The organism is Pseudomonas sp. 7P_10.2_Bac1 (assembly GCF_025465935.1).
Classification (GTDB): domain Bacteria; phylum Pseudomonadota; class Gammaproteobacteria; order Pseudomonadales; family Pseudomonadaceae; genus Aquipseudomonas.
On the sequence record NZ_JANLNV010000079.1, the window covers coordinates 1 to 23,544 of the forward strand.

The window sequence follows — 23,544 nt, forward strand, 5'->3', positions numbered from 1 at the left end:
TTGGGGGGGGTGGGCGGGGTGTGCGTTGTTTTTTTTTAAAAAAAAAAAACGGGGGGGGCCCCCCCCCCGCTCCCGCAGGTTATTAGCCGCTTACCCATACAGTTAGCCCGCGGTTTGCATTGTACGGTTCAGAATAGTGGCAACTGTCCCCGTACACTTCTAAACTGTTCCGGTATTGTTCGTTGCAAAAATGCTTTTATAAAAAAAATGCCTGAACATCGAGTGCCGCGCCATGACCAACCTTTTGCTTTACCAACGTATTGCTCAGCAACTGGCTGAGGATATCCGGCGCGGTGTCTATCAGCCGGGGGAGCGTGTGCCCTCGGTGCGCAAGATGAGTTCACAACTCAATGTGAGCCATGCGACGGTATTGCAGGCCTACGCCAACCTTGAAGATCAAGGCTTGATTCGGGCGCGGCCGCAATCAGGTTATTACGTGCATCAGACCCCGGCCTTGACCGCGCCCACGCCCGACATCGCGCGTGTTGAGCGCCCGGGGCTGGTGACCCGCAGCAGCATCATTCAGCAGGTGTTGGTCGAGTCGCGTCGTGAAGGCGTGTTTCCGTTGGGGGCCGCGGTGCCCAGTGTCGATTACTTACCTGTGCGAGCGTTGCACCAGCAATTGGCCAAGGTCACCCGTTTTCATAGCCCTCGCGCTTTCAGCTACATGTTCAGCCCGGGTTTTGAGCCGTTGCGCCGTCAGGTCGCGATCCGGATGCGTGACGCGGGTGTGGTGGTCGACCCATCAGAGGTCATCATCACCCACGGCTGTGTCGATGCGCTGCAAATGTCCTTGCGGGCACTGACGCGTCCGGGCGACCTGATTGCAGCTGAGTCGCCCACCTATTACGGCTTGTTGCAACTGGCTGATTTACTGGGCCTCAAAGTGATCGAGATTCCCAGTGACCCGGCTACCGGCATGAGCCTTGAGGCTCTGCAACTGGCGGCGAACCAGTGGCAGATCAAGGCGCTGGTGCTGACCACGCGCTTGAGTAACCCATTGGGCGGCACCATGCCGGAGGAGCGGCAAAAACACCTGCTGCGCCTGGCTTCGGACTTCGATATTCAAATTGTCGAAGACGATATCTATGGCGAGTTGATGTTTGAAGTGGGGCGTACCAAAGCCTTGAAAGCCTACGACCGGCTGGATCGCGTGATCTATTGCTCGAGTTTCTCTAAAACCTTGTCACCGGGTGTGAGAATCGGCTGGATGATTGCGGGGAAATATCAGCAGGAAATACAGCGTCTGCAAACTTTCACCACGCATTCGGCGTGCAGCGTGACCCAAATGGGCGTGGCGGCCTACCTTGAAAATGGCGGCTACGACCGTCATCTACGGTATATACGGCAGGAATACCGAAAAAACCTGAGCGCCTTTCAACTGGCGGTTCAGCAATACTTCCCGGAAGGCACACAAATGTCGCGTCCCAGTGGCGGATTCATTTTGTGGGTCAGTCTGCCAGGGCGGGTCAACACCCAAGAGTTACATGTAAGGGCCTTGCAGCAAGGAATCAGTATCGCGCCGGGGCTCATTTTCAGTAACACCGAGCAGTTCAATCACTGTATTCGGCTCAACTGTGGCACGCCTTGGAACAAAGAGGCCGAGCGGGCGCTGATGACCTTGGGATTGCTCGCCAACCAGTTGTGCCAAGAGACCGCCAGCCTTTATTAAGCAGGCAATCGCTGTACGGTATGGCCATTTGGTTACATTCGGCTTGTCTCAACAGGCTTAACGCGCGAGCATGCGTACCTGAATCCTTAGATCTGTGGGAGTTATGAGAGCGACATTTTGTGTAGGACTCATATTGGCAGGCGTGTTGGCTGCGTTTGGCGCAGTTGGTGCGTCAGCGAATCAGTCGACTCCCGAGACAGTCTCTGCCCAACCCAAAGCTGCTCATAAACCGGCCAAGCCCGCAGCAACAGCGCACAAGGCGCCTGTTAAAAAAACTTCGCCCGCAGCCACAAAAACCAAGAAAACCCCGCATACCGCCAAGAAGCGCTTGCCGGCAAACAAGGTGGACTTGAGCTTGCCGCCCGAAATGGTCCGGCAACTTCGGCCTTTGGGTGCCGTGCCCATGCCAGCGCACAAACCGCTGTTGCCCAATATGTTTGCTGAAAAGCAGGCCGAAGAGAGCCCTTTTCAGTTGAACGGGCGCTTGCTCAGCAACGAGATGGGCCTGCAACTGCGTAACGAAGCGCGACAGAATGAAATCGATGGCGCGGCGCTCGATTTTGAATTCAAACAATAAGTGCCCCGTCGCTGGAAACCGACTTCTAAACTGACTGTTCAGTCACTTAGATTCTGCTGAACGGTCAATTTCAAACGCCCGTTCCAGCGAGTACTATCCCTTGTCATCAATGCACTTTGCCCCAACGAGGAGCTAACGTCATGAATTGCCGTGAAGGCTGTGGCGCTTGCTGTATAGCACCTTCCATCACTACACCGATCCCTGGCATGCCCAATGGCAAACCTGCCGGGGAACGCTGCCTGCATCTATCTGTCGACTACTTGTGTGGTTTGTTCGGCCAGCCTGAGCGTCCTGCCGTGTGCGGTTCGTTTCAGGCTGACCCCGAGGTGTGCGGCAGCAGTCGGGAAGAGGCCATCAACCTGATCGGTTGGTGGGAGCAGGTGACGGCGGCTTAGTGCATTCGTGTTCTGTGAACAAACCTTCAACAATAAGGAATAAGACAATGGGTTCGTTACATCGAGTGACAATAGCGTGTGGCTTGAGTGTTCTGCTGATGGGCGTGGCCCATGCAGAAGACTGGCAAGTGGCGAAGAACGAAGACGGCATCAAGGTTTCGTTGAGCGAAGTGCCGGGTTCCAAGTACAAGGCTTATCAAGGGGTTGCCCTGATCAAGGCGCCTCTGGCCAAAATTCAAAGCCTGCAAGAGGACGTCTCGGGGTCCTGCGCCTGGATTCATGAATGTAAAACACAGAAGTTGCTCAAACATGAAGGTGACAAGACCTGGACCTACACCCAGTTCAATACGCCTTGGCCCGTGACACCTCGTGACTCGATTCTGGAAGTGACAACGTCTGTTGCCCCTGATGGCACGCTGACACGCACCCTCAAAGGCGTGCCTACGTATCAACCTGAAGAAAAAGGCTTCGTGCGGGTGGCTCAGGTGGAGGGCTTGTGGAAGCTGGTGCCCAAGGGTGACAACCTGACTGAAGTCACGTACCAAGTCCACACCGAGCCGGGCGGCAGTGTGCCTTCCTGGGTGGCTAACAAGTTTGTCGTCGAGGCGCCATTCAACACCCTGAAAGGACTTAAAGAACGCGCAGAGAAGTAACCCCGGGCCTGTAAGGTTTTTGGGCTGGTCCTGGACAGCGCATCTGTCCAGGTGCCCGGCTCTGTGCTTTTGAGTGTGATGTGCATTCGTTTAAATGCACGAAATTTTATATCTCCCCTTGGCAGAGATTATCCGGCGGGTCTACTCTGCACCCAGACCAGCGAAGTATTCGACTGGCTCTGATCTTGTTCGCTACATGCTTATTCTCTCTGCTCCGGCACATCGGCTGGTGTGACGAGAGCGCTGAATGTCTATCCATTGCGAGGAGGACGTTTCATGAGCAAAGCCCATCAAGAAGACCTCAGCAGCTTTGTGCTGCGCCGCATGAAAGAAAGCGGTTTTGATTTTGCACGTATTCATCCCATCGAGTTTTACGCAATCTTCCCGGACGAGGAGCGGGCGCGCAGAGCCGCAGGTAAATTTTGTGGTGAGTCGCTCAATGCCCAGATCAATGTGGGTGATGACGGCGCCTGGCATCTTGAGCTCAGCAAGGTAATGCACGCGACCCATGACGGTATCGGTGACTTTGAACAGAACTTCGAGGCAGTGGTTGCCCCACTGGGCGGGATTGTTGAAGGTTGGGGCGTCAAGCAGGAGGTGCGTGGCCTGCTGAATTGACGTCAAATGATGATGTGAAAACGGCTAGCCTCAGGGCTAGCCGTTTTGGTTTCGGTGGAAGACGGTCGTTTAAGTGCCGAGGAACCGCGCACACAAGCGACACCTTAGCCGATGACCTTGGTCAGGTTCGGCACAATCAACAGCAAGGTTGTTGCAAAGAGGATAAGCCCGGCTTGACGTATTTTCGTATGTTTGAACATGGCGACCTGCCTTTTGTTGTTATTCCTGAACTCCATTGCTCCACGGTAAGGGCGCGTATCCTTGAAAAGCGTCTTGCCCGTTGACAGGCTTAACCTTAGAGGCCGCATAACACGGGGCTTAGAACCTTTTCAAATCATCCAAGCGCGATAGGTTTTTAAAACGCTATTAGGCGTTTTATGACTGCTCTGCAAGGCCGTTGCTAGACGCCATGGACCCTTGGGCGTCTAAAATCATTAGTCACCTACCGTTCGTCCGGGAGTTAGTTGCAGGCGCTGATTGTCTTTCGTGCTTGAAGGTTTGGGGTTGAGCACTTGCCATGAATTACTGTTTCAGGGCAGGCTTTAGTGAGTTGTCGTCATTATTTTCGCCTTAATCGTGCCAGGTATTTTTATGTCGCTACGCATCTGCATCTTGGAAACGGACATTCTGCGTCCAGAGTTCATTGATCAATACCAGGGCTACGGGCAGATGTTCAAAGACCTGTTCTCCAAGCAGCCGATTGCTGCAGAGTTTGTGATCTATAACGTAGTAAACGGCCACTACCCGTCGGATGACGAGGCGTTTGACGCTTACCTGGTCACCGGTAGCAAGGCTGACTCCTTTGGCACCGATCCGTGGATTCAAACCCTCAAGGCCTACCTGCTGACGCGCTATGAGCGCGGCGACAAGCTGCTGGGCGTATGCTTCGGCCACCAATTGCTGGCACTGCTGCTGGGTGGCAAGAGCGAGCGGGCCACTCAGGGCTGGGGTGTGGGTATCCACGAGTACAAACTGGCTGCCAAGGCGCCTTGGATGAGTCCGGTGGTTGAAGATCTGACGTTGTTGATCAGCCACCAGGATCAGGTCACTGCCTTGCCGGAAAACGCCACAGTGGTTGCATCCAGCGACTTCTGCCCGTTTGCGGCTTACCACATCAATGATCAAGTGCTGTGCTTCCAGGGCCACCCCGAGTTCATCCATGATTACTCGCGCGCTTTGCTTGATCTGCGCCAGGAACATTTGGGCCAACAGGTCTACAGCAAGGGCATCGCCAGCCTGAAAAGTGACCACCATGGCGAGACTGTTGCCGAGTGGATGATGCGATTTGTGGCGCACAAGCCAACGGCTGAGTCGGCCTGACACCGAACTGTAGCAGGGGCCTCCCGGTCTGTTAGCTGCGCTGTCGCAGCTAACAGACCGCGATCAGTGTAGTGGTCTACTAACTCCGGACACCTTTTTAGATCAAGATCAAAAGATCGCGAGGCAAGCTCGCTCCTACAGGTCCTAAAATCACCGTGTGGCGCAGCTAACAGGCCGCCGATAATCGTGAGCATTCCCCCAATCGGTTCCCTCTCCTTCGGGAGAGGGGGGACTTAGGGTTCTGGCTGTACGTCGTGCCATTCAGCGGGGATTAACGGGGGCTCTTAGATCAAAATCAAAAGATCGCGAGGCAAGCTCGCTCCTACAGGTCCTAAAATCACCGTGTGGCGCAGCTAACAGGCTGCCGATAATCGTGAGCATTCCCCCAATCGGTTCCCTCTCCTTCGGGAGAGGGGTGTAGTGGTTCCGGCTGTATGCCGTGTCATTTAGCGGGGATTAACGGGGGCTCTTAGATCAAGATCAAAAGATCGCGAGGCAAGCTCGCTCCTACAGGTCCTAAAATCACCGTGTGGCGCAGCTAACAGGCTGCCGATAATCGTGAGCATTCCCCAATCGGTTCCCTCTCCTTCGGGAGAGGGCTAGGGTGAGGGGGCTTTTGATTTTTTGTCCGCTACAGCCAGCCAGACCGCTTGAAACTTGCCCATAACCCGGTCACGCCCACGCCGATAAACCCCAGTACACCGAAGTAGCCGTAGTGCCACGTCAGCTCCGGCATGTTCTGAAAGTTCATCCCGTAAATACCTGCGACTGCCGTAGGAAACGCCAGAATAGCCGCCCAGGCGGCGAACTTGCGCTGCACAATGCTTTGGCGTGACGACTCCAGCAACACCACGATCTCTATCGTCTGGCTGGCGATGTCACGCAGGCTGGTGAGGTCTTCCATGTGTCGAGTGACGTGAATTTGCACGTCACGAAAATACGGTCGCATGTTCTTGTCGATAAAAGGAAACGTCAGGCGCTGCAGTTCTTCGCTGATCTCCACCATCGGCGCCACATAGCGACGCAGTCGCAGCACATCACGGCGTAAATCGTGAAGTTTCAGAATGTCGGCTTCATTCAGCGTATTACCCATGATCGTGCGTTCCAACAGCTCGATCTCGGCGTGAATGGCTTCGCTGACGGGTTGATAGCTCTCTGTGACAAAGTCCAGCAAGGCATACAGGACAAAGTCTTCGCCGTGCTCAAGCAGCAGCGGGCGCGCCTCGCAACGTTGGCGCACCGAGCGATAGGAGGCCGAGTGGCCATTGCGGCTGGTGATGATGTAGCCATTGCCGGCAAAGATGTGTGTTTCGACGAACTCCAATTTGCCTTCATGGAGAATCGGCGAATAAGTGACGATAAACAACGCATCGCCAAAGGTTTCGAGCTTGGGCCGGCTGTGTTGCTCCAGGGCGTCTTCGATGGCCAATTCGTGCAGATTGAACTGGCGCTGCAAATTGCTCAGCTCTTGCGCATTGGGTTGTTCCAAACCGATCCAGACGAAGTGGCCGGGCTTTTCAGCCCAGGCGCTACCTTCATCCAGGGTGATATCGGTGACTTTTTTGCCTTCGCTATAAACCGCAGCAGCAATGACTCTCCCCATAGTTTTAATCGCTTCTTCATCAAAGGGTTAGGGCGCAAAGATGCAGCTTAGCGCGCAATCAAACACTTTGACGTGACAAACGTTCAGACGTTCGGGTTAGAGGCGGTCGCTTTGCGGGCAGCTCGTGCAGGCAGTCGCAAGTTTTGCTGCGCGAGCAGCTCGCGGTCCATCGCTTCGATGCACTCATGCATCTGCTGGCGGCACAGTTCCATCAACTGTGGCAGATCATCCTGGGTCAAGCCTGTAGTAGGAATGGCTGGCAAGGAGCGGATCAGAATATCGGCGCTGTGCCAGCGATTGAGCTTGAGATGCTGGCTATAGGTGCTGACACACACCGGCACTATCGGTACACCGGCAGTAATCGCCATCTGGAATGCGCCTTTTTTGAACGCCAGCAAGGATTTGCCCAGGTTGCGCGTGCCTTCGGGGAACACCCAGATCGACGTGTCTTTTTCCTGCAGTGTGCGCGTGGTGGTCAACATCGACTGCCGTGCTTTACGGGCGTTGCCCCGATCAATCAATACATTGCCCGACAGCCAGAACAACTGACCAAACAGTGGCACCCATTTCAGGCTTTTTTTACCAATGCACACGGTGCGAGGCGGAACCACATTACCGAACACGAACAGATCGTAATTGGACTGGTGATTGGCGATGACCACGCAGCTCTGAGGCTTGTCCATCAATGGCCCGACCTCAGCTTTAAGCTTATAGCCCAGGATCCATTTTGAAGGCCAGGCATAGAGCCGGGCGCACAGGCGGCTGTTGTCCGGATTGAAGGGTCGGCATAGGCCCAGCAGCACCCCGAGGATGCCAGCAGCCACAAAATGCAGACTCATCAACAACATACGGAACGAAAGTAGCATTTACAGGCTCGTCACAACAAAAGGTGGCGCAGTGTACGGACGTGCACTGTAAACGGCAATTACCCCGACACAGGCAGGAGATTGCTGATGTTTAAGCATATGTTTCAACATAGGCCAAGAGCGGCCAGCCAGAGGTGTTGAAGACTTATGGACGAGCGGGGCGGGAAGGGGGCTATCCCGACGGCGAGGTGCCATCGGGGCAGCGGATCAAGCGATACGGTCAGAGCGCGTGGTGTTGGTCAAGCTCGATCGCCTTATCCAGGGTTTCCAGCAGTTCCTTGCGCACTTTGAGCTTGGTGTTCTTGTGTGCCTTCATATTGATCTTCTTCAACTGTCGGGCCGCTTCAAGCGCAGTGGCATTCAGTTCTTCAGGCTTGACCACGACATCAAGGAAGCCTGCATCGACCGCTGTGTTCGGGTTAAACATCTCGCCATTGATTACCGAGCGGTGGAAGGCCGATTTGCGCAACCGGTCACGTGCCAGCTCAATACCTGCGTGGTGCATGGTCATGCCGATTTGCACTTCGTTAAGGCCGATGCTGAACGGCCCTTCGACGCCGATTCGGTAGTCCACCGACAGCAACAAAAATGCACCCTTGGCCACTGCATGGCCAGGGCAGGCGATCACCACGGGAAACGGATGCGCCAACAGACGACGAGCCAGAGTAGAGCCTTGCTTGACCAACTCGATTGCCTGCTCGGGACCTGCGGTCATCACCTTCAAGTCATAGCCTCCCGACAGAATCCCAGGCTGGCCGGTAATAATCACTACGGCCCGATCCTGCTCCGCCTGATCCAGCGCTGCATTAAAGGCCGCGATCACATCCGGGGAAATCGCATTGACCTTGCCATTGTTCAGCGTCAGCGTCGCGATACCGTCTTCCAGGTGATAAGCAATCAAGTCACTCATGGCGCAATTCCTTGTATTTAAGTGAGTCAGACGTTACCCAGCCCCACGGCGCAGGTAAAGCGCTGTGACTGACTGATGAGTCAGGCGAAAGCCCCGCATCCTCTATATAGACGCCAGCGTGCCTGAGCTGCGTCGAACTGGCAGCACAGCGATGAGGCTTGAAAATGGCAGAAACAGCGGCTGTGGCCATGACAGAAAACCAGTGAAATCCGTAAGCGCATGAAAATTCTCAAAAAAACATTTGTCATCTCGAAAGCTTTCGACTACATTAGCGCGCCTCGACAGACAGAACATGTTTGAAGAGATACGGTGAAGTGTCCGAGTGGCTTAAGGAGCACGCCTGGAAAGTGTGTATACAAGAAATTGTATCGAGAGTTCGAATCTCTCCTTCACCGCCACATTAAGTAAACACAAACCCCTGATTTTCGAAGAGAAAGTCGGGGGTTTGTGGTTTCTGGCGTCTGGAAAAGGTTCGCGTGCATTCCCATGCACTGTTCACCGTCAGATGCAGTAAACACGAATCCCTGACTTTCTCAGAAGAAAGTCGGGGGCGTGTAATAACCGAGCCCCCGGCGATCTCCTGCAAGCGCGTCCTCAGTGTTTACCTGCATAACCCTAAGTCTTCACGGCAAGTGGTTCTGAACTCGTATGCGATTGAGAACATCAACCCTGTGGAAGCAGTTTGGCCCAACCTCAGACGTGTTGCGCAGCTAATAGTTTGAGCGGGCATCCGCGCCATAATAAGCAGGTGTTAGGGCACAAGCCTGATAGGTTCAGCTTTTACCTCACCTGTAGCGTTTAAAAAGGGTTGAGCCAAATAATATTGATAATGCGCCTGGGACAGTTCGAAAAACTCCCTGTCAATGTGCTTTCTGAGTTCAGGCAGTTTGATATTCATTACATCGGGTCGAAGCTCGATCCCGTAAGCATTGATCTTCATGATGTTCTCCGCGCCCTTTAACAAAAGCTGATAGGCCCAGCAATACGCTGACTGATTGGGGAAGTAGCGTATTTTCCTATTTTCAAGTTGTTGGCATAGAAGTGCTGGATCAAAGATGTCTATCTTGCTTTGCATGACATGAGTCAGTAGCGTTTCCAGTCGCAGCCATATGCTGTTTTTTTCATTGTCTGAATACCCATTCCATTGAATGATTTCATGATTGAATCGCTTGCAGCCGCGACATATCAAGTCGCCGAACACCGTTGAGCAAAGACCTATGCACGGTGTCTTTATCGTGTGCTTAGACATGGTGGATTCAGCTGTCAGAGTTTAATTTCAATCCCAGCTCAACGCGCCGCCTGTCTGGTATTCAGTGACCCGCGTTTCGAAGAAGTTCTTTTCTTTCTTCAAGTCCATGATTTCGCTCATCCACGGAAACGGATTAGTGGTGTGCGGGTATTCTTCTTTTAGGCCAATCTGCGTCAGTCGGCGGTTAGCGATAAACCTGAGATAGTCCTCCATCATCGCGGCATTCATGCCTAATACCCCGCGCGGCATGGTGTCACGGGCGTATTCGATTTCCAGTTGGGTCCCCTGCAGGATCATCTGGATCGCTTCTTCTTTCATTTCCGCATCCCACAGGTGCGGGTTTTCGATCTTGATCTGGTTGATGACGTCGATACCAAAGTTCAGGTGCATCGACTCGTCGCGCAGGATGTATTGAAACTGTTCGGCTACACCGGTCAGTTTGTTGCGTCGGCCCATGGAGAGGATTTGAGTGAAACCACAATAAAAGAAGATCCCTTCCAGCACGCAGTAGTATGCGATCAGGTTGCGCAGTAGTTCTTTATCCGTTTCAACAGTTCCGGTCTGGAACAACGGATCAGAGATTGAACGGGTGTATTTAAGCCCCCACGCAGCCTTTTTCGCGACCGACGGGATCTCGTGATACATGTTGAAGATTTCGCCTTCATCCATGCCCAATGATTCGATGCAGTACTGATAGGCGTGGGTATGGATCGCTTCTTCAAAAGCCTGGCGCAGGATGTACTGGCGGCATTCCGGGTTAGTGATCAGGCGGTAAACGGCCAATACCAGATTGTTGGCCACCAATGAGTCGGCCGTTGAAAAGAAGCCGAGGTTGCGCAAGACGATTCGGCGCTCATCTTCAGTCAGGCCGTCGGTACTTTTCCAAAGGGCAATATCGGCCGTCATGTTGACCTCTTGCGGCATCCAATGGTTGGCGCAGCCATCCAGGTATTTCTGCCAGGCCCAATCGTATTTAAAGGGCACTAACTGATTAAGATCGGCACGGCAGTTAATCATGCGTTTTTCATCAACGGCTAAACGCGCGCTCGCCCCTTCAAGTTCGGCAAGACCTTCGTTGATATCCAATGTATTGAGGGCTGCTTTGGCACGAGCAATGGCGGCTGAATCCAATTCAGTCACGGCACGTGCTTTTTCGGCTGCGGCATTACCGGCCTCATCAAGAGCATTGAGGGTGTTTAGGGTATGTTCGAGTGATTCATCCTTATTCAACATGGGACATTCCTTATTGAGTGAGTAACTGTTTTTAAAGGCAAAAAGGGGCCTGTTTCAAATCGACCGGCTCGATCTGAAGACCTGGGTATCGGGTACTTTCACTGTTCCAAAAAAATGAGCGTATCGAGAGAGCGGCGCTAGCTCCTGGATGCTTGAGAACACATCATGTGGTGTGTTTTGTAATTCGTGGACACACTATATTGTGGTTATTTTGGAGGGTCAACACTACGCAAGGACCTGTGGTCGGGTAATCGCATTGGCATTTATCGCAAAGCGCAGGCCTGCCGGGGGGTTAAAGGAAGATGGGTTAGTTGAATTATTTTTTCTGCCCATCGTTGGCTTTATAACCGCTGAATACGGCCTTGATTGTTTATAAGAGCGCATGGCATCTGCGCTACAGCGCGGTCGGCAGGCATCAATAGAGCGATGGCCCTTCGTCTCTCAGATGTTGGCTTTTGGGAAAAGGGCGGGACATCCGGCTGAAAAATCGGATAATGGCGCCCATATTTTTAGCTCGTTACTCTGGTAATCCCCCCATGGAAATTAAGGTCAACTTTCTCGACAACCTTCGACTTGAAGCCAAATTCGATGATTTCACGGTGGTGGCTGATCAACCTATTCGCTACAAGGGCGATGGTTCGGCGCCGGGGCCATTTGATTATTTTCTGGCTTCGTCGGCGTTGTGCGCGGCTTACTTTGTGAAGCTGTACTGCCAGACGCGCAATATTCCGACCGAGAATATTCGTCTGTCGCAGAACAATATTGTTGATCCCGAAAACCGCTATAACCAGATTTTCAAAATTCAGGTCGAACTGCCCGCCGACATTTGCGACAAGGATCGCCAAGGCATCCTGCGTTCCATCGACCGGTGTACGGTGAAAAAGGTGGTACAGGCCGGGCCTGAGTTTGTGATTGAAGAGGTTGAAAACCTCGACGCGGACGCTCAGGCGCTGTTGATGCCGTCGTCCGCTTCCGGTTCATCTGCAGGCACCTTCATCGCAGGCAAAGATCTGCCGCTGGAAGAGACCATCGCCAATATGTCGGGCATCTTGGCCGACTTGGGCATGAAGATCGAAATCGCTTCCTGGCGCAACATCGTGCCCAATGTCTGGTCGCTGCATATCCGCGATGCGCAATCGCCAATGTGTTTCACCAATGGCAAGGGCGCTACCAAAGAGGGCGCATTGGCCTCGGCGCTGGGCGAGTTCATCGAACGTCTGAACTGCAACTTCTTCTACAACGATCAGTTCTGGGGCGAAGAAATCGCCAACGCCCCATTCGTGCATTATCCGGAAGAACGTTGGTTCAAGCCGGGGCGCAAGGATGAGTTGCCGACGCAAATCCTCGATGCCTACTGCCGCAAAATTTACAACCGCGATGGCGAGTTGCGGGGTTCGCACCTGATCGACACCAACTCCGGTAATGAAGAGCGCGGTATTTGCTCGTTGCCATTCGTGCGTCAGTCCGACGGCGAGGTTGTGTATTTCCCGTCAAACCTGATCGAAAACCTGTACCTCAGCAACGGTATGAGTGCGGGTAATACCTTGGCTGAAGCACAGGTGCAGTGCCTGTCGGAGATTTTCGAACGCGCGGTCAAACGCGAAATTATTGAAGGTGAATTTGCGCTGCCGGACGTACCGGCTGAGGTGCTGGCCAAATATCCAGGCATTCTGGCGGGCATTCAGGCGCTGGAAGAACAAGGCTTCCCGGTGTTGGTGAAGGACGCATCGTTGGGCGGTGAATTCCCGGTCATGTGCGTGACGCTGATGAACCCGCGTACCGGCGGTGTATTTGCTTCGTTCGGCGCGCACCCAAGCTTTGAAGTGGCGCTGGAGCGCAGCCTCACCGAACTGCTGCAAGGCCGCAGTTTTGAAGGCCTCAACGACCTGCCACAGCCGACCTTCGCCGGCCACGCAGTGACTGAGCCGAACAACTTCGTCGAGCACTTCATTGATTCCAGCGGTGTGGTGTCGTGGCGCTTCTTCAGTGCCAAGGCGGAATACGAATTTGTCGAATGGGACTTCACCAGCCAGGGCGAAGATTCCAATGCCGAAGAAGCCGCGACCCTGTTCGGGATTCTCGAAGGGATGGGCAAAGAAGTGTACATGGCGGTCTACGAACACCTCGGCGCCAAGGCGTGTCGCATTCTTGTGCCTGATTACTCAGAAATCTACCCGGTGGATGACCTGATCTGGGACAACACCAACAAGGCGCTGTTCTTCCGCGAAGACATCCTCAACCTGCACAGCCTGGATGAGGCGGCGCTTAAAGATTTGGTTGAGCGTCTGGTGGAAAGTGAGCTGGACGATTACACCGACATCACCACTTTGATCGGCATCGAGTTCGACGACAACACGGCCTGGGGCCAGTTGACCATCCTTGAGTTGAAGCTGCTGATTTACCTCGCGTTGCAGCAATACGAAGACGCTAAAGAAGCGGTTGAAATGTTCCTGCAGTACAACGACAACACCGTTGAGCGCGGGCTGTTCTATCAGGCCGTGAATGCGGTGCTGGAAATGTACCTGGACGAAGATCTGGAACTGGAAGACTACGAAGTCAACTTCCGTCGCATGTTCGGCAACGAGCGCATGGACGCCGCGATCGGGTCGGTAAACGCCAGCGTGCGTTTCTACGGTTTGACCCCGACCAGCATGAAGCTCGAAGGTCTGGACCGGCACCTGCGCCTGATCGACAGCTACAAAAAGCTGCACGCCGCCCGGGCCAAGGCAGCGGGCATTTCGCTCTAACACCCCGGCTACTTTTGGAGACAGTTTGTCTCGCGATCTTTTAAATGATCAAAAGATCGCGGGGCAAACTTGCTCCTGGATGTTTCCCGCCTCCTTATGCCCTCGGTCAACAGGCTATGACCTAAACGCATACCTTCATGACATTTAATGGTTACAACCCTCGCACCGGGCAGTGCTAAAAATTGCAGCAACAGCTCAACCACAACAAAAAAGAGCGCTGCAACCATGACTGATTCCCTTCTCGCCAGCCCTGCGCTGCGCTCTTTGACTGTCCCTGTTCGCCATGCCTGTCGCGCGACCGGCCTGCACGACTGATCCCAACAATAACGCATCGTCCAAAGAGTAATGACCCATGAAAGCACTCGACCTGTACATCGGTGAAGGTTTCGAAGGCCCCGGCGTGAACGCCGCGCACATCAACATTTTGATCGGGCCGCGCAATGGTCCTGCCGGTCAGGCATTCGCCAACAGCCTGGCGTCCCCGAGCCAAGGGCATTGCCCATTCATGGTAATTGCGCAGCCCAATATCCCGGTCAAGCCGATGACCCTGTACGTCAACAAGGCCGAGATCAGCAGCGACCTGCACGGCAATGCGACGTGGGGCGCCTCCCAGGCCGGTATCGCCAAGGCAGTTCTCGAAGCATTGCTCGATGGCACCTTGCCGCCTGAAGCCGAAGACGAGTGGGCCATCGTCACCGCCAACTGGGTCAACCCGGCGTGTGATGACCTGGATGCGGTGTACCTGAACAACTACAACGCTTGTCGCACTGCGATTCGCGCTGCTCTGACCGGGCTGCCGCACACCTCGCAACTGGCGGATGTGGTCAATCACATCTCAAACCCTTTCTACACCCCAAAAGCCTGAGGTCTGCGCCATGCAATACATTCGTTTGGGCAACTCTGGCCTTGAAGTCTCTCGTCTGTGCCTGGGCACCATGAACATGGGCACCCCGGACTGGAAGCCGTGGATTTTTGATGAAAAGCAAAGCGAGCCCATCGTGGCGCACGCCTTGGATAACGGGGTGAATTTCATCGACCTGGCGGACTTCTATTCGGCTGGCGTCGGTGAAGAAGTAGTAGGGCGGATCGTCAAGCGTCTGGCCCGTCGCGAAGATTTGGTCATCACCACCAAAGTGGGTTACGGCACCCGCACCGGGATCAATGCCAGCGGCCATTCGCGCAAACACATCATGGATAGCATCGACGCGTCCCTTAAGCGCCTGAACATGGATTACGTCGACGTATTCATGCTGCATTACTTCGACGTGAACACCCCGGTTGAAGAAACCATGAGCGCCATGAACGACATCGTGCGCTCCGGTAAAGCTCGCTATATCGGCGTCTCAACCATGCTCACCGGGCAGTTGGCGAAGATTCTCATGGCCTGTGAGCGCAATGGCTGGGTCAAGCCGATCAACATGCAGTTGCAATTGAATTGCGCCTACCGCGAAGAAGAGCGCGAGATGATTCCGTTCTGCCGCGATCAGGGCCTTGGCGTCTCGGTGTTCAGCCCGTTGGCCCGTGGCTTGTTAACTGGCGATGCGCAATCGACGCGCAACCAGACCGACTTCTTCACCCAGCAGATGTACAGCGACGAAGCGTCCTACCAAATTGCCCATTCGGTCCAGCGCGTAGCGCGTGCTCGGGGTGTGTCCAACGCCCAAATCGCCCAGGCCTGGGTCGCCAACCATCCGGGCGTCGATTGCATGCTGGTCGGTGCCGACACCACGGCGCAGTTTGACAGCGCACTGGCTGCACTGGAAACCAGGCTCGATGCCGATGAGCTGTACGAGTTGGAACGCAATTACACCCCGTGTGACGTGATCAACGATTACACCGCCGGTAAACGCATCCTGCGCTCGGCTCGCCCGGCCCAAGAACGCTTCACCCTGACGGAGGCTGTGGCATGAGCGCGTTGATCCGTCACGGCAATTTCATTGATGGCCAATGGTCCAGCGGTGGCCCGACTTACTCGGTGCTCAACCCGGCCACGGGCGACGTGGTCGCCAACGTGCAAAAGGCTGGCGCTGAAGAAACTGAATTGGCCATCGAGGCGGCCAATCGCGCCTTGCCGGCCTGGCGCACGTTGACTGCCAAAGAGCGCAGCCAGCGGCTCAAGCGCTGGGGCGAACTGATGTTGAGCAACCAGAAGGACCTGGCCACTCTACTCAGTCGCGAACAAGGCAAGCCGTTGGCCGAAGCCATGGGCGAAGTGGTGTATGCCGCTAGCTTTCTGGAGTGGTTTGCCGAAGAGGCCAAGCGTGCGTATGGCGACGTGATCCCGAGCCACAAGGCTGATGCGCGGATCGTCGTGGTCAAGGAAGCCATTGGTGTAGTGGCGGCCATCACCCCGTGGAACTTCCCGCTGGCGATGGTCACCCGCAAGGTGGGTCCGGCGCTGGCGGCGGGTTGCACGATGATCCTCAAACCCTCGGAAGAAACACCCTTGTCGGCCTTCGCCCTGGCGGTTTTGGCCGAGCAGGCCGGGATTCCGGCGGGCGTGTTCAACATCGTTTCGGGTGATGCGGTGGCCATTGGCGGTGCGCTGCAGGCCAGCAGCGTGGTGCGCAAATTGTCGTTCACTGGCTCCACCCGCACCGGCAAATTGTTGATGCGCCAAGCGGCGGACACATTGAAAAAGGTCTCGCTGGAACTGGGCGGCAACGCGCCGTTTATCGTGTTTGACGATGCCGACCTGGACGCAGCCGTCAAAGGCGCAATGGCCTCCAAGTTCCGCAACACCGGGCAAACCTGTGTGTGCGTCAACCGCTTCTTTATTCAAGACAGCGTGTACGAGGCCTTCACCAGCAAGTTGGCCGAAGCCGTCGCGGCCATGCGCGTCGGTGATGCCCTGCAAGGTGACACCGAGCAAGGCCCGCTGATCAACGCCGCGGCGCTGGCCAAGGTTGAAGCTCATGTCGGCGATGCCGTAGAGAAGGGCGCCACACTGTTGTGCGGCGGTCGTCGTCACGCACTCGGCGGGACCTTCTTTGAGCCGACCGTATTGACCGAAGCCCACAACGACATGTTGATCGCTCAGGAAGAAACCTTTGGCCCGGTCGCTGCGTGTTTTCGCTTCACCGATGAAGCCCAGGTGCTGGCGCTTGCCAACGATACGCCATTCGGGTTGTCGGCCTACTTCTACAGCCGCGACATTGGCCGGGTGTGGCGCATGGCCGAAGGTCTGGAAGCGGGCATGGTCGGGATTAACGAAGGGATTATCTCCACTGAAGTCGCGCCGTTTGGCGGTATCAAAGAATCGGGCCTGGGCCGTGAAGGTTCCAAGTACGGTCTGGATGATTATCTGGAAATCAAATACCTGTTGATGGGCGGCCTGTAACGGCCATCACCGACCTGTGGGAGCGGGCTTGCTTGCTCCCCTTTCAAGCAAAGCAAGAGCAATCGATTTCTCCGTCAATAACAAAAAACTGGAGACGAACATGTCCGCTCAACCTGTAAAAATTGACGATTTGCCCATCGGGCGCTTCCACATCAAAATCGCCGGCCTGACGTTCGGCGCGCACTTTACTGATGGTTACATTCTGGGATTGATCGGTATTGCGTTTACCCTGATCAGCCCGCAGATGCAGCTCGATGCATTCTGGCAAGGTCTGATCGGTGCGTCGGCGCTGATCGGCTTGTTCATCGGTAGCCTTTTTTTTGGCTGGATCTCCGACAAGGTCGGCCGGCAGAAAATTTTTCTGGTCAGCTTTGTGCTGATTACTGTCGCATCGGTCATGCAGTTTTACGCAGAAACAGCGATGGGGCTGTTTTTGTGTCGGGTCTTGATCGGTATCGGCCTAGGCGGTGACTTCAGTGTGGGCCACGCCATGCTGGCGGAGTTTGCGCCCAAGAAACATCGCGGGGTGATGTTAGGTTCGTTTAGCGTGATCTGGACCTTTGGTTATGTAGCGGCCACCTTCGTGGGCACCGCCATGCTCGGTTTGGGTGATGACGCGTGGCGCTGGATGCTGGCGTCTTCGGCGATCCCGGCGGGCTTGATTCTGATCGCCCGAATCGGCACACCGGAGTCACCGCGCTGGCTGGTCAATCAAGGGCGAGTTGCCGAGGCGCGGGCCATCGTCAAAAAGCACTTGGGCGACAATGTCGAGCTGGATGAAGCCCCGTCTAGTGAGACCCGCTCGGGCTACGCAGTTTTGTTCAGCCGCGAATACCGCAAGCGCACGGCGTTTAACTGCCTGTTCTTTGTGTGCATCGTGATGCCGTACTTCGCGATCTACACCTTCCTGCCTTCCATTCTGAAAACCATGGGCCTGGCCGAAGGCTTTGGCACTGAATTGATGCTCAACGTGTTGTTGATTGTCGGCGCGTTGATCGGCATCTGGTGCACGGTGAAATTCTCGCGCCGGGGGTTCTTGATCAATTCGTTCATCATCTTGGCGGTGGCGTTGTTGATCCTTGCAATCCTGCCCAGCAGCGCGGCGTTCTTGATGGTGCTGGCGTTTGGGGTTTTCACCCTGGTGTTGTCTGCCGTGAGTAACCTGGTGGGCGTGTTCCCGGCCGAAAGCTTCCCGACCGAAGTCCGTGCCAGCGGCATTGGGCTGGCTACCGCAGTCAGTCGCCTGGGTTCGGCGGTGAGTACCTTCCTGTTGCCGGTCAGTGTGGTAGGGATTGGCATGAGCCCGACCATTGGCCTCCTGGCGGCGATTCTGGCGTTCGGTGCGCTGATCTCATGGGCGTGGGCGCCGGAGACCAAATCCCTGACCTTGAGTCAGGCGTGCAAGGCGCATAGCCCGGTGCAAGAAAGCGCGCCGGTGGCTGTCAAGGTGGTGGCGCCGGTATAAGCCCTCACCCCAACCCTCTCCCGGAGGGAGAGGGCGCTTTACCGAGACGTTATCGGGTTCAGTGCAGTACTTTCAGGCCGCTGAACATATTCCGCATCCCCCATTCAGTTCCCTCTCCCTCCGGGAGAGGGCTAGGGTGAGGGCGTTCAAGGGTTGCTCACCAACCCCAGCCATTCGGTAAACAAACGCACTTTCGACAAGCCTTGTTTGTCATGCGCGACGTTCAACCAATAGCCATAAGGGCCGATAACTTCCACCGGAGTAATGGGCAGCAAACTGGCGTTGGCCAATTCTTTTTCGATCATCTGCCGATCAATCACCGCCAGCCCGCCACCTGCGACGGCAGTGTGTATCACTTGATCCAGGGTGCTGAATTCCAACCCGCGTGCGGCATCGATGTCGTCACGGCCCATGGCCGCCAACCAGTTTTCCCAGACCTTCAAACGCTTGCCATCGTGCAGGATGTGCAGCAACGGTAACGTGCGCAAATCCGGCGGCTGGCCGTTGATGAACAGCTCCGGGCTGGCGACGGCAATGTGCCGCTCCATCACTAGCAACTGACTGCTGCAATGCGTGTCCGCTGCAAGGCCCCAATGGATGATGCAGTCCACTTCGCTGAGGTTGTCGTGGGCGCTGGTGTTGGTCACGCTCAGGCTGATGTCCGGGTAGCGCTCGCAAAAGGCGCGCAAGTGCGCCGACAACCAGCGTGTACCCCACGTGGGCGGCACGACAATGCGCAGGCGCTGGCGCAAGTTAGGCACACGCACGGCCTGCAAGGCGCGCTCCATATGATCAAAGGTCTGGGCAAGCTGTGGCGACAAGGCCGCCCCCGATTCAGTCAGCGACAGCCCTTGGGGCGTACGGACGAACAGTGCAACACCCAGGTAGTCTTCCAGTTGTTTGATTTGTCGGCTCACAGCGCCTTGGGTGACGTTAAGACTTAACGCCGCCTGGCTGAAACTGCGATGCCGCGCGACTTCTTCAAAGACGCGTAGCGTGTTGAGTGAAGGCAATTGACGCATGACGCAGCACTCCGCACCGGCCTTCTACACACGAAGAGTAGGGCGGGTTTATTGTTGTAATGCAGGACTTTTCTTACGTTGGCGATCGGATTGTAGCGGTTGACGCGTGTGGCGATAAGCTGCCCCACTCGTCAGAAAAAAGCATTTTAATTTAAACCTTTAGCGCCATGGATCTTCAGATTCAGTGCAGGGCATAAACCTGCCTTTTTCTGGAGGACGCAATGAACACCCTGATGGCCCCGAAACGTTTGATCGCTGGATGTGCCTTGGCCTATGCCATGTTTTTGGTCGGCAGTGCAGTCGCGGCGAGCCCGTCCGATTTTGTCGACGAGGCTTCTGCGGCAGGCGTTGCCTCGATTGAAACCAGCCGGATGGCGATCAGCAAGTCCAGCGCCGTTGACATCGGTAGTTACGCCGTTGAGGTGATCAAGGATTACACCAATGCCAATCGTGATTTAAAGGACATTGCGCAAAAGGAGGGCTTGAAGGTTGAGACCCACGAAGAGCTCCTCAGCAAAGCCAAGAAGCTGATGCTTCAAGTGCAGGAGGGGGATTCATTTGATGTGGCCTATGCGGCCAATCAACTGAAGGCAAGCGAGGAGGCGGTTGAGCTGTACAAACAGCAGATTGATGACCCAGCGTCACCTGAGTTGCAAGCGTTCGCCGAGAAGTATCTGCCCAAGCTGGAAATGCACGTGGAAATGGCCAAGCGGCTGGTTTCCGCGCACCACAAAGGTGAAGAGGCTGTGTTGCCGGAGTAAAACTCACAGTGACCTAGCGGCGGGTTGGACGCCGCTGGGTCGCCTCACGAGCGCTCAGACGGCGATGTCATTGAAGCCGCAGTATTCTTCCCAGCTCATGTCCAGGGCTTCAGCCACTTCCTGATGCACTTCCAGGCGCATGGCCTTGAGTTCTTCAGGGCTGCGGGCGATCAGTTCGAGTGCCAGTTCCCAGGCCTCCAGGCCGCGGCTTTCGGCTTCGTCTTCGAAGGCCCACAAAATTTGCTGTTGGCGGTCCTCGGCGCTCAACTCTTTCATTTCTTCAAGCAGTTCAGGATGCGCCTTGATAAAGGTATCCAGGGCCAGTTCGTTACGGGATTCTTTTGGGATCATATGGCGTCTCGGATCATTAAGGCGGTCTGCGGGAAGCAGACCGTCGTCAGGGCGTTTTCCGCATGCTAGCGATTTAACCCCATGATGAAAAGCGCCATTAGCCAGCCGCCGGCAGTCTGCTTTCGCGTTGCAACATAAAGCCCCAGATGGCCAGCGTCAGGGTCGCGATCACCGCGCCGACCATCACGATGCCATTCCAGCCATACAGCGGGTAGGTCTGTGCGCCGATCAGCGAACCCATTGCGCCCCCGATGAAGTAGCAAGTGATGTACCCAGCATTCAGGCGGTTACGGGCTGCAGGCCGAACCTGGAATACCGCGTTCTGGTTGCTTACGTGAACCAGTTGCACGGCAAAATCCAGCGCCAATACGCCGATCAGCAGGGCGATCAACGAGTGACCGGCAAACGCCATGGGCAGCCAGCAGGCCAGCAACACCAACAGACCAACGGTCGTGGCCATTTGCCCGCGTCCACGATCAGCCATGCGCCCGGCCCAGTTGGCGGCCACGGCGCCCACTGCGCCTGCCAAGCCAAACAGGCCGATCACGCCGTCTGAGTAGTTGTAAGGCGGCACGGCCAGCAGAAATGCCAACGGTGTCCAGAACAAGGCGAACAGTGAGAAGGTCAGCAGCCCCAGTATCGAGCGCAGGCGCAGCACCGGCTCTTCGACAAACAGTTTGAACACCGAGCCCAGCAGTTTCGGGTAGCTCAGGCCTGCGCTGTGATGATGGTTGGGCAAGGCAAAAAACAATGATAGGGCGCTGATAAACATCAGTGAAGCCGCCAGCAAGTAGATGCTCCGCCAGTCACCGGCCGACGACAGTGCACCCGCCACGGTCCGGGCCAGCAGAATGCCCAGCAGCAAGCCGCTCATCAGCGTGCCCACGACTCGGCCACGGCTTTGCGGGTCGGTGAGGCTGGCAGCCATCGGCACCAGTACCTGAGCCGATACGGAAAACATCCCGGTGACGGCGGTACCGATCAGCAACCAGGTCAGTGACGGCGCAAAGGCACTGAGCAACAGGCCCAGTGCGCTGAGTACGGTCATGGTGACGATCAAGCGGCGTTGTTCGAACAGATCGCCCAGCGGCACCAGCAGAAACAAGCCCGCGCCATAACTCAGTTGCGCGGTGATCACCACCGTGCCGGCACTTTCCATGCTCAGGCCCAGCTCTTGGGCGATGGTGTGCAGCAGAGGTTGTGCGTAGTAGTTGCTGGCGACAGCAAGGCCGGTGGCGACCGCCATCAGCAGGATCAAGGCAGTGCTTAAAGGTTTTGTGGGAACAGGCGATTCGGACATTGACTGTCTCTTTGGCAAGAGGGGGAATGCCGTGAATTATCCGGAATGCCTGGTCGAAATGTCACTGAATATGTCGAGGTTTTGATTTTTAAACGACAAAGCCCCTCGTCATGACAACCAGGGGCTTTGTGAGCGATGTTAGCGCTGGATCAGTTGCGGCGGCCCAGCAGCAGGCCTACGACCAGACCGACCCCGGCCGAGATTGCGACGGTTTGCCATGGGTGGCCACCGATGTAGTTTTCGGTGGCATCGACCACCGGTTTGCTGCGCTCACGCACGTTGCCGACGGAGTCCAGGGCTTGCTTGAGCTTGAGACCTACCTGTGCGCGCAGGCTTTCGCCTTCTTCGCCAACCAGTGACGCGCTGTCTTTGAGCAGCTTGTCAGACTCGGCGATCAATTCTTGAAGCTCACTGAATGCTTGATCCTTGATCTGATCTTCAGCGGCTTGTACGGCATTTTTTCGAGCCATTGCGGTACTCCTTGCAGGTGAATGGGGTGATGACTTATGGAGTCAACTCAATACTAAAAAGTTGCATCGATTTTTCAATGGTTTGTGCAGCTGAAGAGTCAGCGTAGTAAAAATCCTGACTGAGACACTTCTTTTGAGGGTGTAAGATGTCGCCTAATTTACGCCGCAGGAAAATCTCATGAGCTTCAACCTCGCCAATAAGTCTCTCGCTGAACGAGCGGCGCTTGAAGATGAAAAGTCCCGTTTGTATGAGCTCTGGCAGAGCAATCTGGGCCAGGCCAAGGCTGACGCTGCACGCCTGTTCGGTGAGCGCGCCAAGCGCAAGGGTAAATGGGCTGAGTGGGTACGTTCGGAGCTGGACGGCATGTCGCCGCCGGAATACGCCAACATGGTGCGCAGTGAAGTAAACCGCTTGATGGCCGCGAAGTAGCAGCCTGCCCGCGTTGTGCAGGAGCGAGCTTGTCTCGCGGCCTTATGATCCCGGGGCTCAATCCACCTCGCACACCACAAACCCTTGCACCGCGCCGCCGACGTTGATCTGCAGTTCATCGTCCACCTGCTTGCCGAGCAAGGCTGCGCCCAACGGTGCGCGCGGGGTGATCACCGTCACGGCATGCCCCTCATGGTCGAGCTTGAGCCCGGCAGCGTCCGGGGCCAGAAATAGCCACTGCTCGGTGCCGTTCTCGGCTTCCAGTCTCACCAGCGCACCCAGTTGAACCCCGTGTGCTGCACTAAAAGGCCCAAGGCGCATGGCCTGGCAGTGTTTCAGAGCCTGACGGATTTCTTCGACTCGACGTGCCTGGCCGGTTGCCAGATAAGAGGCTTCGAGGCCAAGCGTGTCGTATTTGTTCTCGGCGATGTTTTCTTCGTGGGTCGCGGCTTCGTAAGCGGTTTGCGCCGCACGCTGGAGCACGTCGAGATCGAAGGCGAGTTTTTCCAGCATCTGCTGGTACAGAGCGGTCTTGTTCATGGGGGCGGCTTGAGAAAAACAG

23 protein-coding genes and 1 tRNA gene are annotated in these 23,544 nt (G+C 55.6%); 14 read left to right on the forward strand and 10 right to left on the reverse strand.

What is annotated here, in order from left to right; translation table 11 throughout:
* Positions 1–232 precede the first annotated feature (232 nt).
* The 6 genes from NTD86_RS16570 (at position 233) to NTD86_RS16595 (ending at position 5,235) form a co-directional block, all read left to right on the forward strand.
* The gene (locus NTD86_RS16570) at positions 233–1,672 is read left to right on the forward strand and encodes a PLP-dependent aminotransferase family protein (RefSeq protein WP_262203782.1); all 1,440 of its coding nucleotides are present in this window, start codon (positions 233–235) and stop codon (positions 1,670–1,672) included.
* 103 nt (positions 1,673–1,775) lie between these two features.
* The gene (locus tag NTD86_RS16575; RefSeq protein WP_262203783.1) at positions 1,776–2,249 is read left to right on the forward strand and encodes a translation initiation factor 2; all 474 of its coding nucleotides are present in this window, start codon (positions 1,776–1,778) and stop codon (positions 2,247–2,249) included.
* 140 nt (positions 2,250–2,389) lie between these two features.
* Positions 2,390–2,644, forward strand: a complete 255-nt coding sequence (locus NTD86_RS16580) for a YkgJ family cysteine cluster protein (RefSeq protein WP_262203785.1) — start codon at positions 2,390–2,392, stop codon at positions 2,642–2,644.
* A 47-nt stretch (positions 2,645–2,691) separates the two neighbouring features.
* A complete protein-coding gene (locus NTD86_RS16585) occupies positions 2,692–3,297 on the forward strand; it encodes an START domain-containing protein (protein ID WP_262203786.1) in 606 nt (201 codons plus the stop codon).
* Positions 3,298–3,573: 276 nt separating this feature from the next.
* On the forward strand, positions 3,574–3,915 hold the full coding sequence (locus NTD86_RS16590) for a ribonuclease E inhibitor RraB (protein ID WP_262203787.1): 342 nt from the start codon (positions 3,574–3,576) through the stop codon (positions 3,913–3,915).
* Between the two features lie 591 nt (positions 3,916–4,506).
* Entirely contained in the window at positions 4,507–5,235 is a 729-nt protein-coding gene (locus NTD86_RS16595; RefSeq protein ID WP_262203788.1) for an amidotransferase, read from the forward strand.
* A 631-nt stretch (positions 5,236–5,866) separates the two neighbouring features.
* Here the strand turns inward: NTD86_RS16595 and NTD86_RS16600 are convergent.
* The 3 genes from NTD86_RS16600 to NTD86_RS16610 all read right to left on the reverse strand — a co-directional run bounded on the left by NTD86_RS16600 (position 5,867) and on the right by NTD86_RS16610 (position 8,614).
* Positions 5,867–6,838 carry a magnesium and cobalt transport protein CorA gene (locus tag NTD86_RS16600; RefSeq protein WP_262203790.1) on the reverse strand — a complete coding sequence of 324 codons (972 nt, stop codon included), beginning with the start codon at positions 6,836–6,838 and terminating at the stop codon, positions 5,867–5,869.
* A gap of 83 nt (positions 6,839–6,921) precedes the next feature.
* The gene (locus NTD86_RS16605) at positions 6,922–7,704 is read right to left on the reverse strand and encodes a lysophospholipid acyltransferase family protein (protein WP_262203791.1); all 783 of its coding nucleotides are present in this window, start codon (positions 7,702–7,704) and stop codon (positions 6,922–6,924) included.
* A 220-nt stretch (positions 7,705–7,924) separates the two neighbouring features.
* On the reverse strand, positions 7,925–8,614 hold the full coding sequence (locus NTD86_RS16610; RefSeq protein WP_262203793.1) for a crotonase/enoyl-CoA hydratase family protein: 690 nt from the start codon (positions 8,612–8,614) through the stop codon (positions 7,925–7,927).
* A gap of 308 nt (positions 8,615–8,922) precedes the next feature.
* Between NTD86_RS16610 and NTD86_RS16615 the strand changes: the two genes are divergently transcribed.
* Positions 8,923–9,012, forward strand: a tRNA-Ser gene (locus tag NTD86_RS16615).
* A gap of 353 nt (positions 9,013–9,365) precedes the next feature.
* Here the strand turns inward: NTD86_RS16615 and NTD86_RS16620 are convergent.
* Both NTD86_RS16620 and NTD86_RS16625 read right to left on the reverse strand, forming a co-directional pair.
* Positions 9,366–9,863, reverse strand: coding sequence for a DUF1289 domain-containing protein (locus tag NTD86_RS16620; RefSeq protein WP_262203794.1), 498 nt, complete (start codon positions 9,861–9,863; stop codon positions 9,366–9,368).
* A gap of 27 nt (positions 9,864–9,890) precedes the next feature.
* Positions 9,891–11,096: a ribonucleotide-diphosphate reductase subunit beta gene (locus NTD86_RS16625; protein WP_315974754.1), complete on the reverse strand. Its 1,206-nt coding sequence runs from the start codon at positions 11,094–11,096 to the stop codon at positions 9,891–9,893.
* 536 nt (positions 11,097–11,632) lie between these two features.
* Between NTD86_RS16625 and NTD86_RS16630 the strand changes: the two genes are divergently transcribed.
* From NTD86_RS16630 to NTD86_RS16650, 5 genes are all read left to right on the forward strand, one after another.
* Entirely contained in the window at positions 11,633–13,843 is a 2,211-nt protein-coding gene (locus tag NTD86_RS16630; RefSeq protein WP_262203795.1) for an OsmC domain/YcaO domain-containing protein, read from the forward strand.
* 352 nt (positions 13,844–14,195) lie between these two features.
* Entirely contained in the window at positions 14,196–14,708 is a 513-nt protein-coding gene (fae, locus tag NTD86_RS16635) for a formaldehyde-activating enzyme (protein WP_262203796.1), read from the forward strand.
* 10 nt (positions 14,709–14,718) lie between these two features.
* Complete coding sequence (locus NTD86_RS16640) at positions 14,719–15,753, forward strand: aldo/keto reductase (protein ID WP_262203798.1); 1,035 nt, start codon at positions 14,719–14,721, stop codon at positions 15,751–15,753.
* Entirely contained in the window at positions 15,750–17,183 is a 1,434-nt protein-coding gene (locus NTD86_RS16645; protein WP_262203799.1) for an NAD-dependent succinate-semialdehyde dehydrogenase, read from the forward strand. The genes NTD86_RS16640 and NTD86_RS16645 overlap by 4 nt, the downstream gene beginning before the upstream one ends.
* 100 nt (positions 17,184–17,283) lie before the next feature.
* Complete coding sequence (locus NTD86_RS16650) at positions 17,284–18,648, forward strand: MFS transporter (protein WP_262203800.1); 1,365 nt, start codon at positions 17,284–17,286, stop codon at positions 18,646–18,648.
* A gap of 146 nt (positions 18,649–18,794) precedes the next feature.
* Here NTD86_RS16650 and NTD86_RS16655 read toward each other — a convergent pair whose 3' ends face one another.
* Positions 18,795–19,670 carry a LysR substrate-binding domain-containing protein gene (locus NTD86_RS16655; RefSeq protein WP_262203802.1) on the reverse strand — a complete coding sequence of 292 codons (876 nt, stop codon included), beginning with the start codon at positions 19,668–19,670 and terminating at the stop codon, positions 18,795–18,797.
* A 221-nt stretch (positions 19,671–19,891) separates the two neighbouring features.
* On the opposite strand from NTD86_RS16655, the gene NTD86_RS16660 reads away from it, so the two are divergent.
* The gene (locus tag NTD86_RS16660) at positions 19,892–20,431 is read left to right on the forward strand and encodes a DUF4142 domain-containing protein (RefSeq protein ID WP_262203804.1); all 540 of its coding nucleotides are present in this window, start codon (positions 19,892–19,894) and stop codon (positions 20,429–20,431) included.
* 54 nt (positions 20,432–20,485) lie between these two features.
* On the opposite strand, the gene NTD86_RS16665 is transcribed toward NTD86_RS16660, so the two are convergent.
* The 3 genes from NTD86_RS16665 to NTD86_RS16675 all read right to left on the reverse strand — a co-directional run bounded on the left by NTD86_RS16665 (position 20,486) and on the right by NTD86_RS16675 (position 22,552).
* On the reverse strand, positions 20,486–20,782 hold the full coding sequence (locus NTD86_RS16665; RefSeq protein ID WP_262203805.1) for a DUF6388 family protein: 297 nt from the start codon (positions 20,780–20,782) through the stop codon (positions 20,486–20,488).
* A gap of 97 nt (positions 20,783–20,879) precedes the next feature.
* Positions 20,880–22,082, reverse strand: a complete 1,203-nt coding sequence (locus NTD86_RS16670; RefSeq protein WP_262203806.1) for an MFS transporter — start codon at positions 22,080–22,082, stop codon at positions 20,880–20,882.
* Positions 22,083–22,231: 149 nt separating this feature from the next.
* Positions 22,232–22,552, reverse strand: coding sequence for a YqjD family protein (locus NTD86_RS16675; protein ID WP_262203807.1), 321 nt, complete (start codon positions 22,550–22,552; stop codon positions 22,232–22,234).
* Positions 22,553–22,730: 178 nt separating this feature from the next.
* On the opposite strand from NTD86_RS16675, the gene NTD86_RS16680 reads away from it, so the two are divergent.
* The gene (locus NTD86_RS16680; protein ID WP_262203808.1) at positions 22,731–22,982 is read left to right on the forward strand and encodes a hypothetical protein; all 252 of its coding nucleotides are present in this window, start codon (positions 22,731–22,733) and stop codon (positions 22,980–22,982) included.
* A 57-nt stretch (positions 22,983–23,039) separates the two neighbouring features.
* On the opposite strand, the gene NTD86_RS16685 is transcribed toward NTD86_RS16680, so the two are convergent.
* Positions 23,040–23,522 (reverse strand): transcription elongation factor GreAB, encoded by a 483-nt coding sequence (locus NTD86_RS16685; RefSeq protein ID WP_262203810.1) that lies wholly within the window; start codon positions 23,520–23,522, stop codon positions 23,040–23,042.
* Positions 23,523–23,544 lie beyond the last annotated feature (22 nt).

Bases quoted from the DNA above. Each gene is read 5' to 3' on its own strand.
- NTD86_RS16595 (WP_262203788.1), top strand. From the start codon at position 4,507: ATGTCGCTACGCATCTGCATCTTGGAAACGGACATTCTGCGTCCAGAG.
- NTD86_RS16660 (WP_262203804.1), top strand. From the start codon at position 19,892: ATGAACACCCTGATGGCCCCGAAACGTTTGATCGCTGGATGTGCCTTG.
- NTD86_RS16680 (WP_262203808.1), top strand. From the start codon at position 22,731: ATGAGCTTCAACCTCGCCAATAAGTCTCTCGCTGAACGAGCGGCGCTT.
- NTD86_RS16585 (WP_262203786.1), top strand. From the start codon at position 2,692: ATGGGTTCGTTACATCGAGTGACAATAGCGTGTGGCTTGAGTGTTCTG.
- NTD86_RS16580 (WP_262203785.1), top strand. From the start codon at position 2,390: ATGAATTGCCGTGAAGGCTGTGGCGCTTGCTGTATAGCACCTTCCATC.
- NTD86_RS16675 (WP_262203807.1), bottom strand. From the start codon at position 22,552: ATGGCTCGAAAAAATGCCGTACAAGCCGCTGAAGATCAGATCAAGGAT.
- NTD86_RS16640 (WP_262203798.1), top strand. From the start codon at position 14,719: ATGCAATACATTCGTTTGGGCAACTCTGGCCTTGAAGTCTCTCGTCTG.
- NTD86_RS16625 (WP_315974754.1), bottom strand. From the start codon at position 11,096: ATGTTGAATAAGGATGAATCACTCGAACATACCCTAAACACCCTCAAT.
- NTD86_RS16575 (WP_262203783.1), top strand. From the start codon at position 1,776: ATGAGAGCGACATTTTGTGTAGGACTCATATTGGCAGGCGTGTTGGCT.
- NTD86_RS16620 (WP_262203794.1), bottom strand. From the start codon at position 9,863: ATGTCTAAGCACACGATAAAGACACCGTGCATAGGTCTTTGCTCAACG.
- NTD86_RS16655 (WP_262203802.1), bottom strand. From the start codon at position 19,670: ATGCGTCAATTGCCTTCACTCAACACGCTACGCGTCTTTGAAGAAGTC.
- NTD86_RS16570 (WP_262203782.1), top strand. From the start codon at position 233: ATGACCAACCTTTTGCTTTACCAACGTATTGCTCAGCAACTGGCTGAG.
- NTD86_RS16650 (WP_262203800.1), top strand. From the start codon at position 17,284: ATGTCCGCTCAACCTGTAAAAATTGACGATTTGCCCATCGGGCGCTTC.
- NTD86_RS16590 (WP_262203787.1), top strand. From the start codon at position 3,574: ATGAGCAAAGCCCATCAAGAAGACCTCAGCAGCTTTGTGCTGCGCCGC.
- NTD86_RS16630 (WP_262203795.1), top strand. From the start codon at position 11,633: ATGGAAATTAAGGTCAACTTTCTCGACAACCTTCGACTTGAAGCCAAA.
- NTD86_RS16645 (WP_262203799.1), top strand. From the start codon at position 15,750: ATGAGCGCGTTGATCCGTCACGGCAATTTCATTGATGGCCAATGGTCC.
- NTD86_RS16600 (WP_262203790.1), bottom strand. From the start codon at position 6,838: ATGGGGAGAGTCATTGCTGCTGCGGTTTATAGCGAAGGCAAAAAAGTC.
- fae (WP_262203796.1), top strand. From the start codon at position 14,196: ATGAAAGCACTCGACCTGTACATCGGTGAAGGTTTCGAAGGCCCCGGC.
- NTD86_RS16665 (WP_262203805.1), bottom strand. From the start codon at position 20,782: ATGATCCCAAAAGAATCCCGTAACGAACTGGCCCTGGATACCTTTATC.
- NTD86_RS16670 (WP_262203806.1), bottom strand. From the start codon at position 22,082: ATGTCCGAATCGCCTGTTCCCACAAAACCTTTAAGCACTGCCTTGATC.
- NTD86_RS16685 (WP_262203810.1), bottom strand. From the start codon at position 23,522: ATGAACAAGACCGCTCTGTACCAGCAGATGCTGGAAAAACTCGCCTTC.
- NTD86_RS16605 (WP_262203791.1), bottom strand. From the start codon at position 7,704: ATGCTACTTTCGTTCCGTATGTTGTTGATGAGTCTGCATTTTGTGGCT.
- NTD86_RS16610 (WP_262203793.1), bottom strand. From the start codon at position 8,614: ATGAGTGACTTGATTGCTTATCACCTGGAAGACGGTATCGCGACGCTG.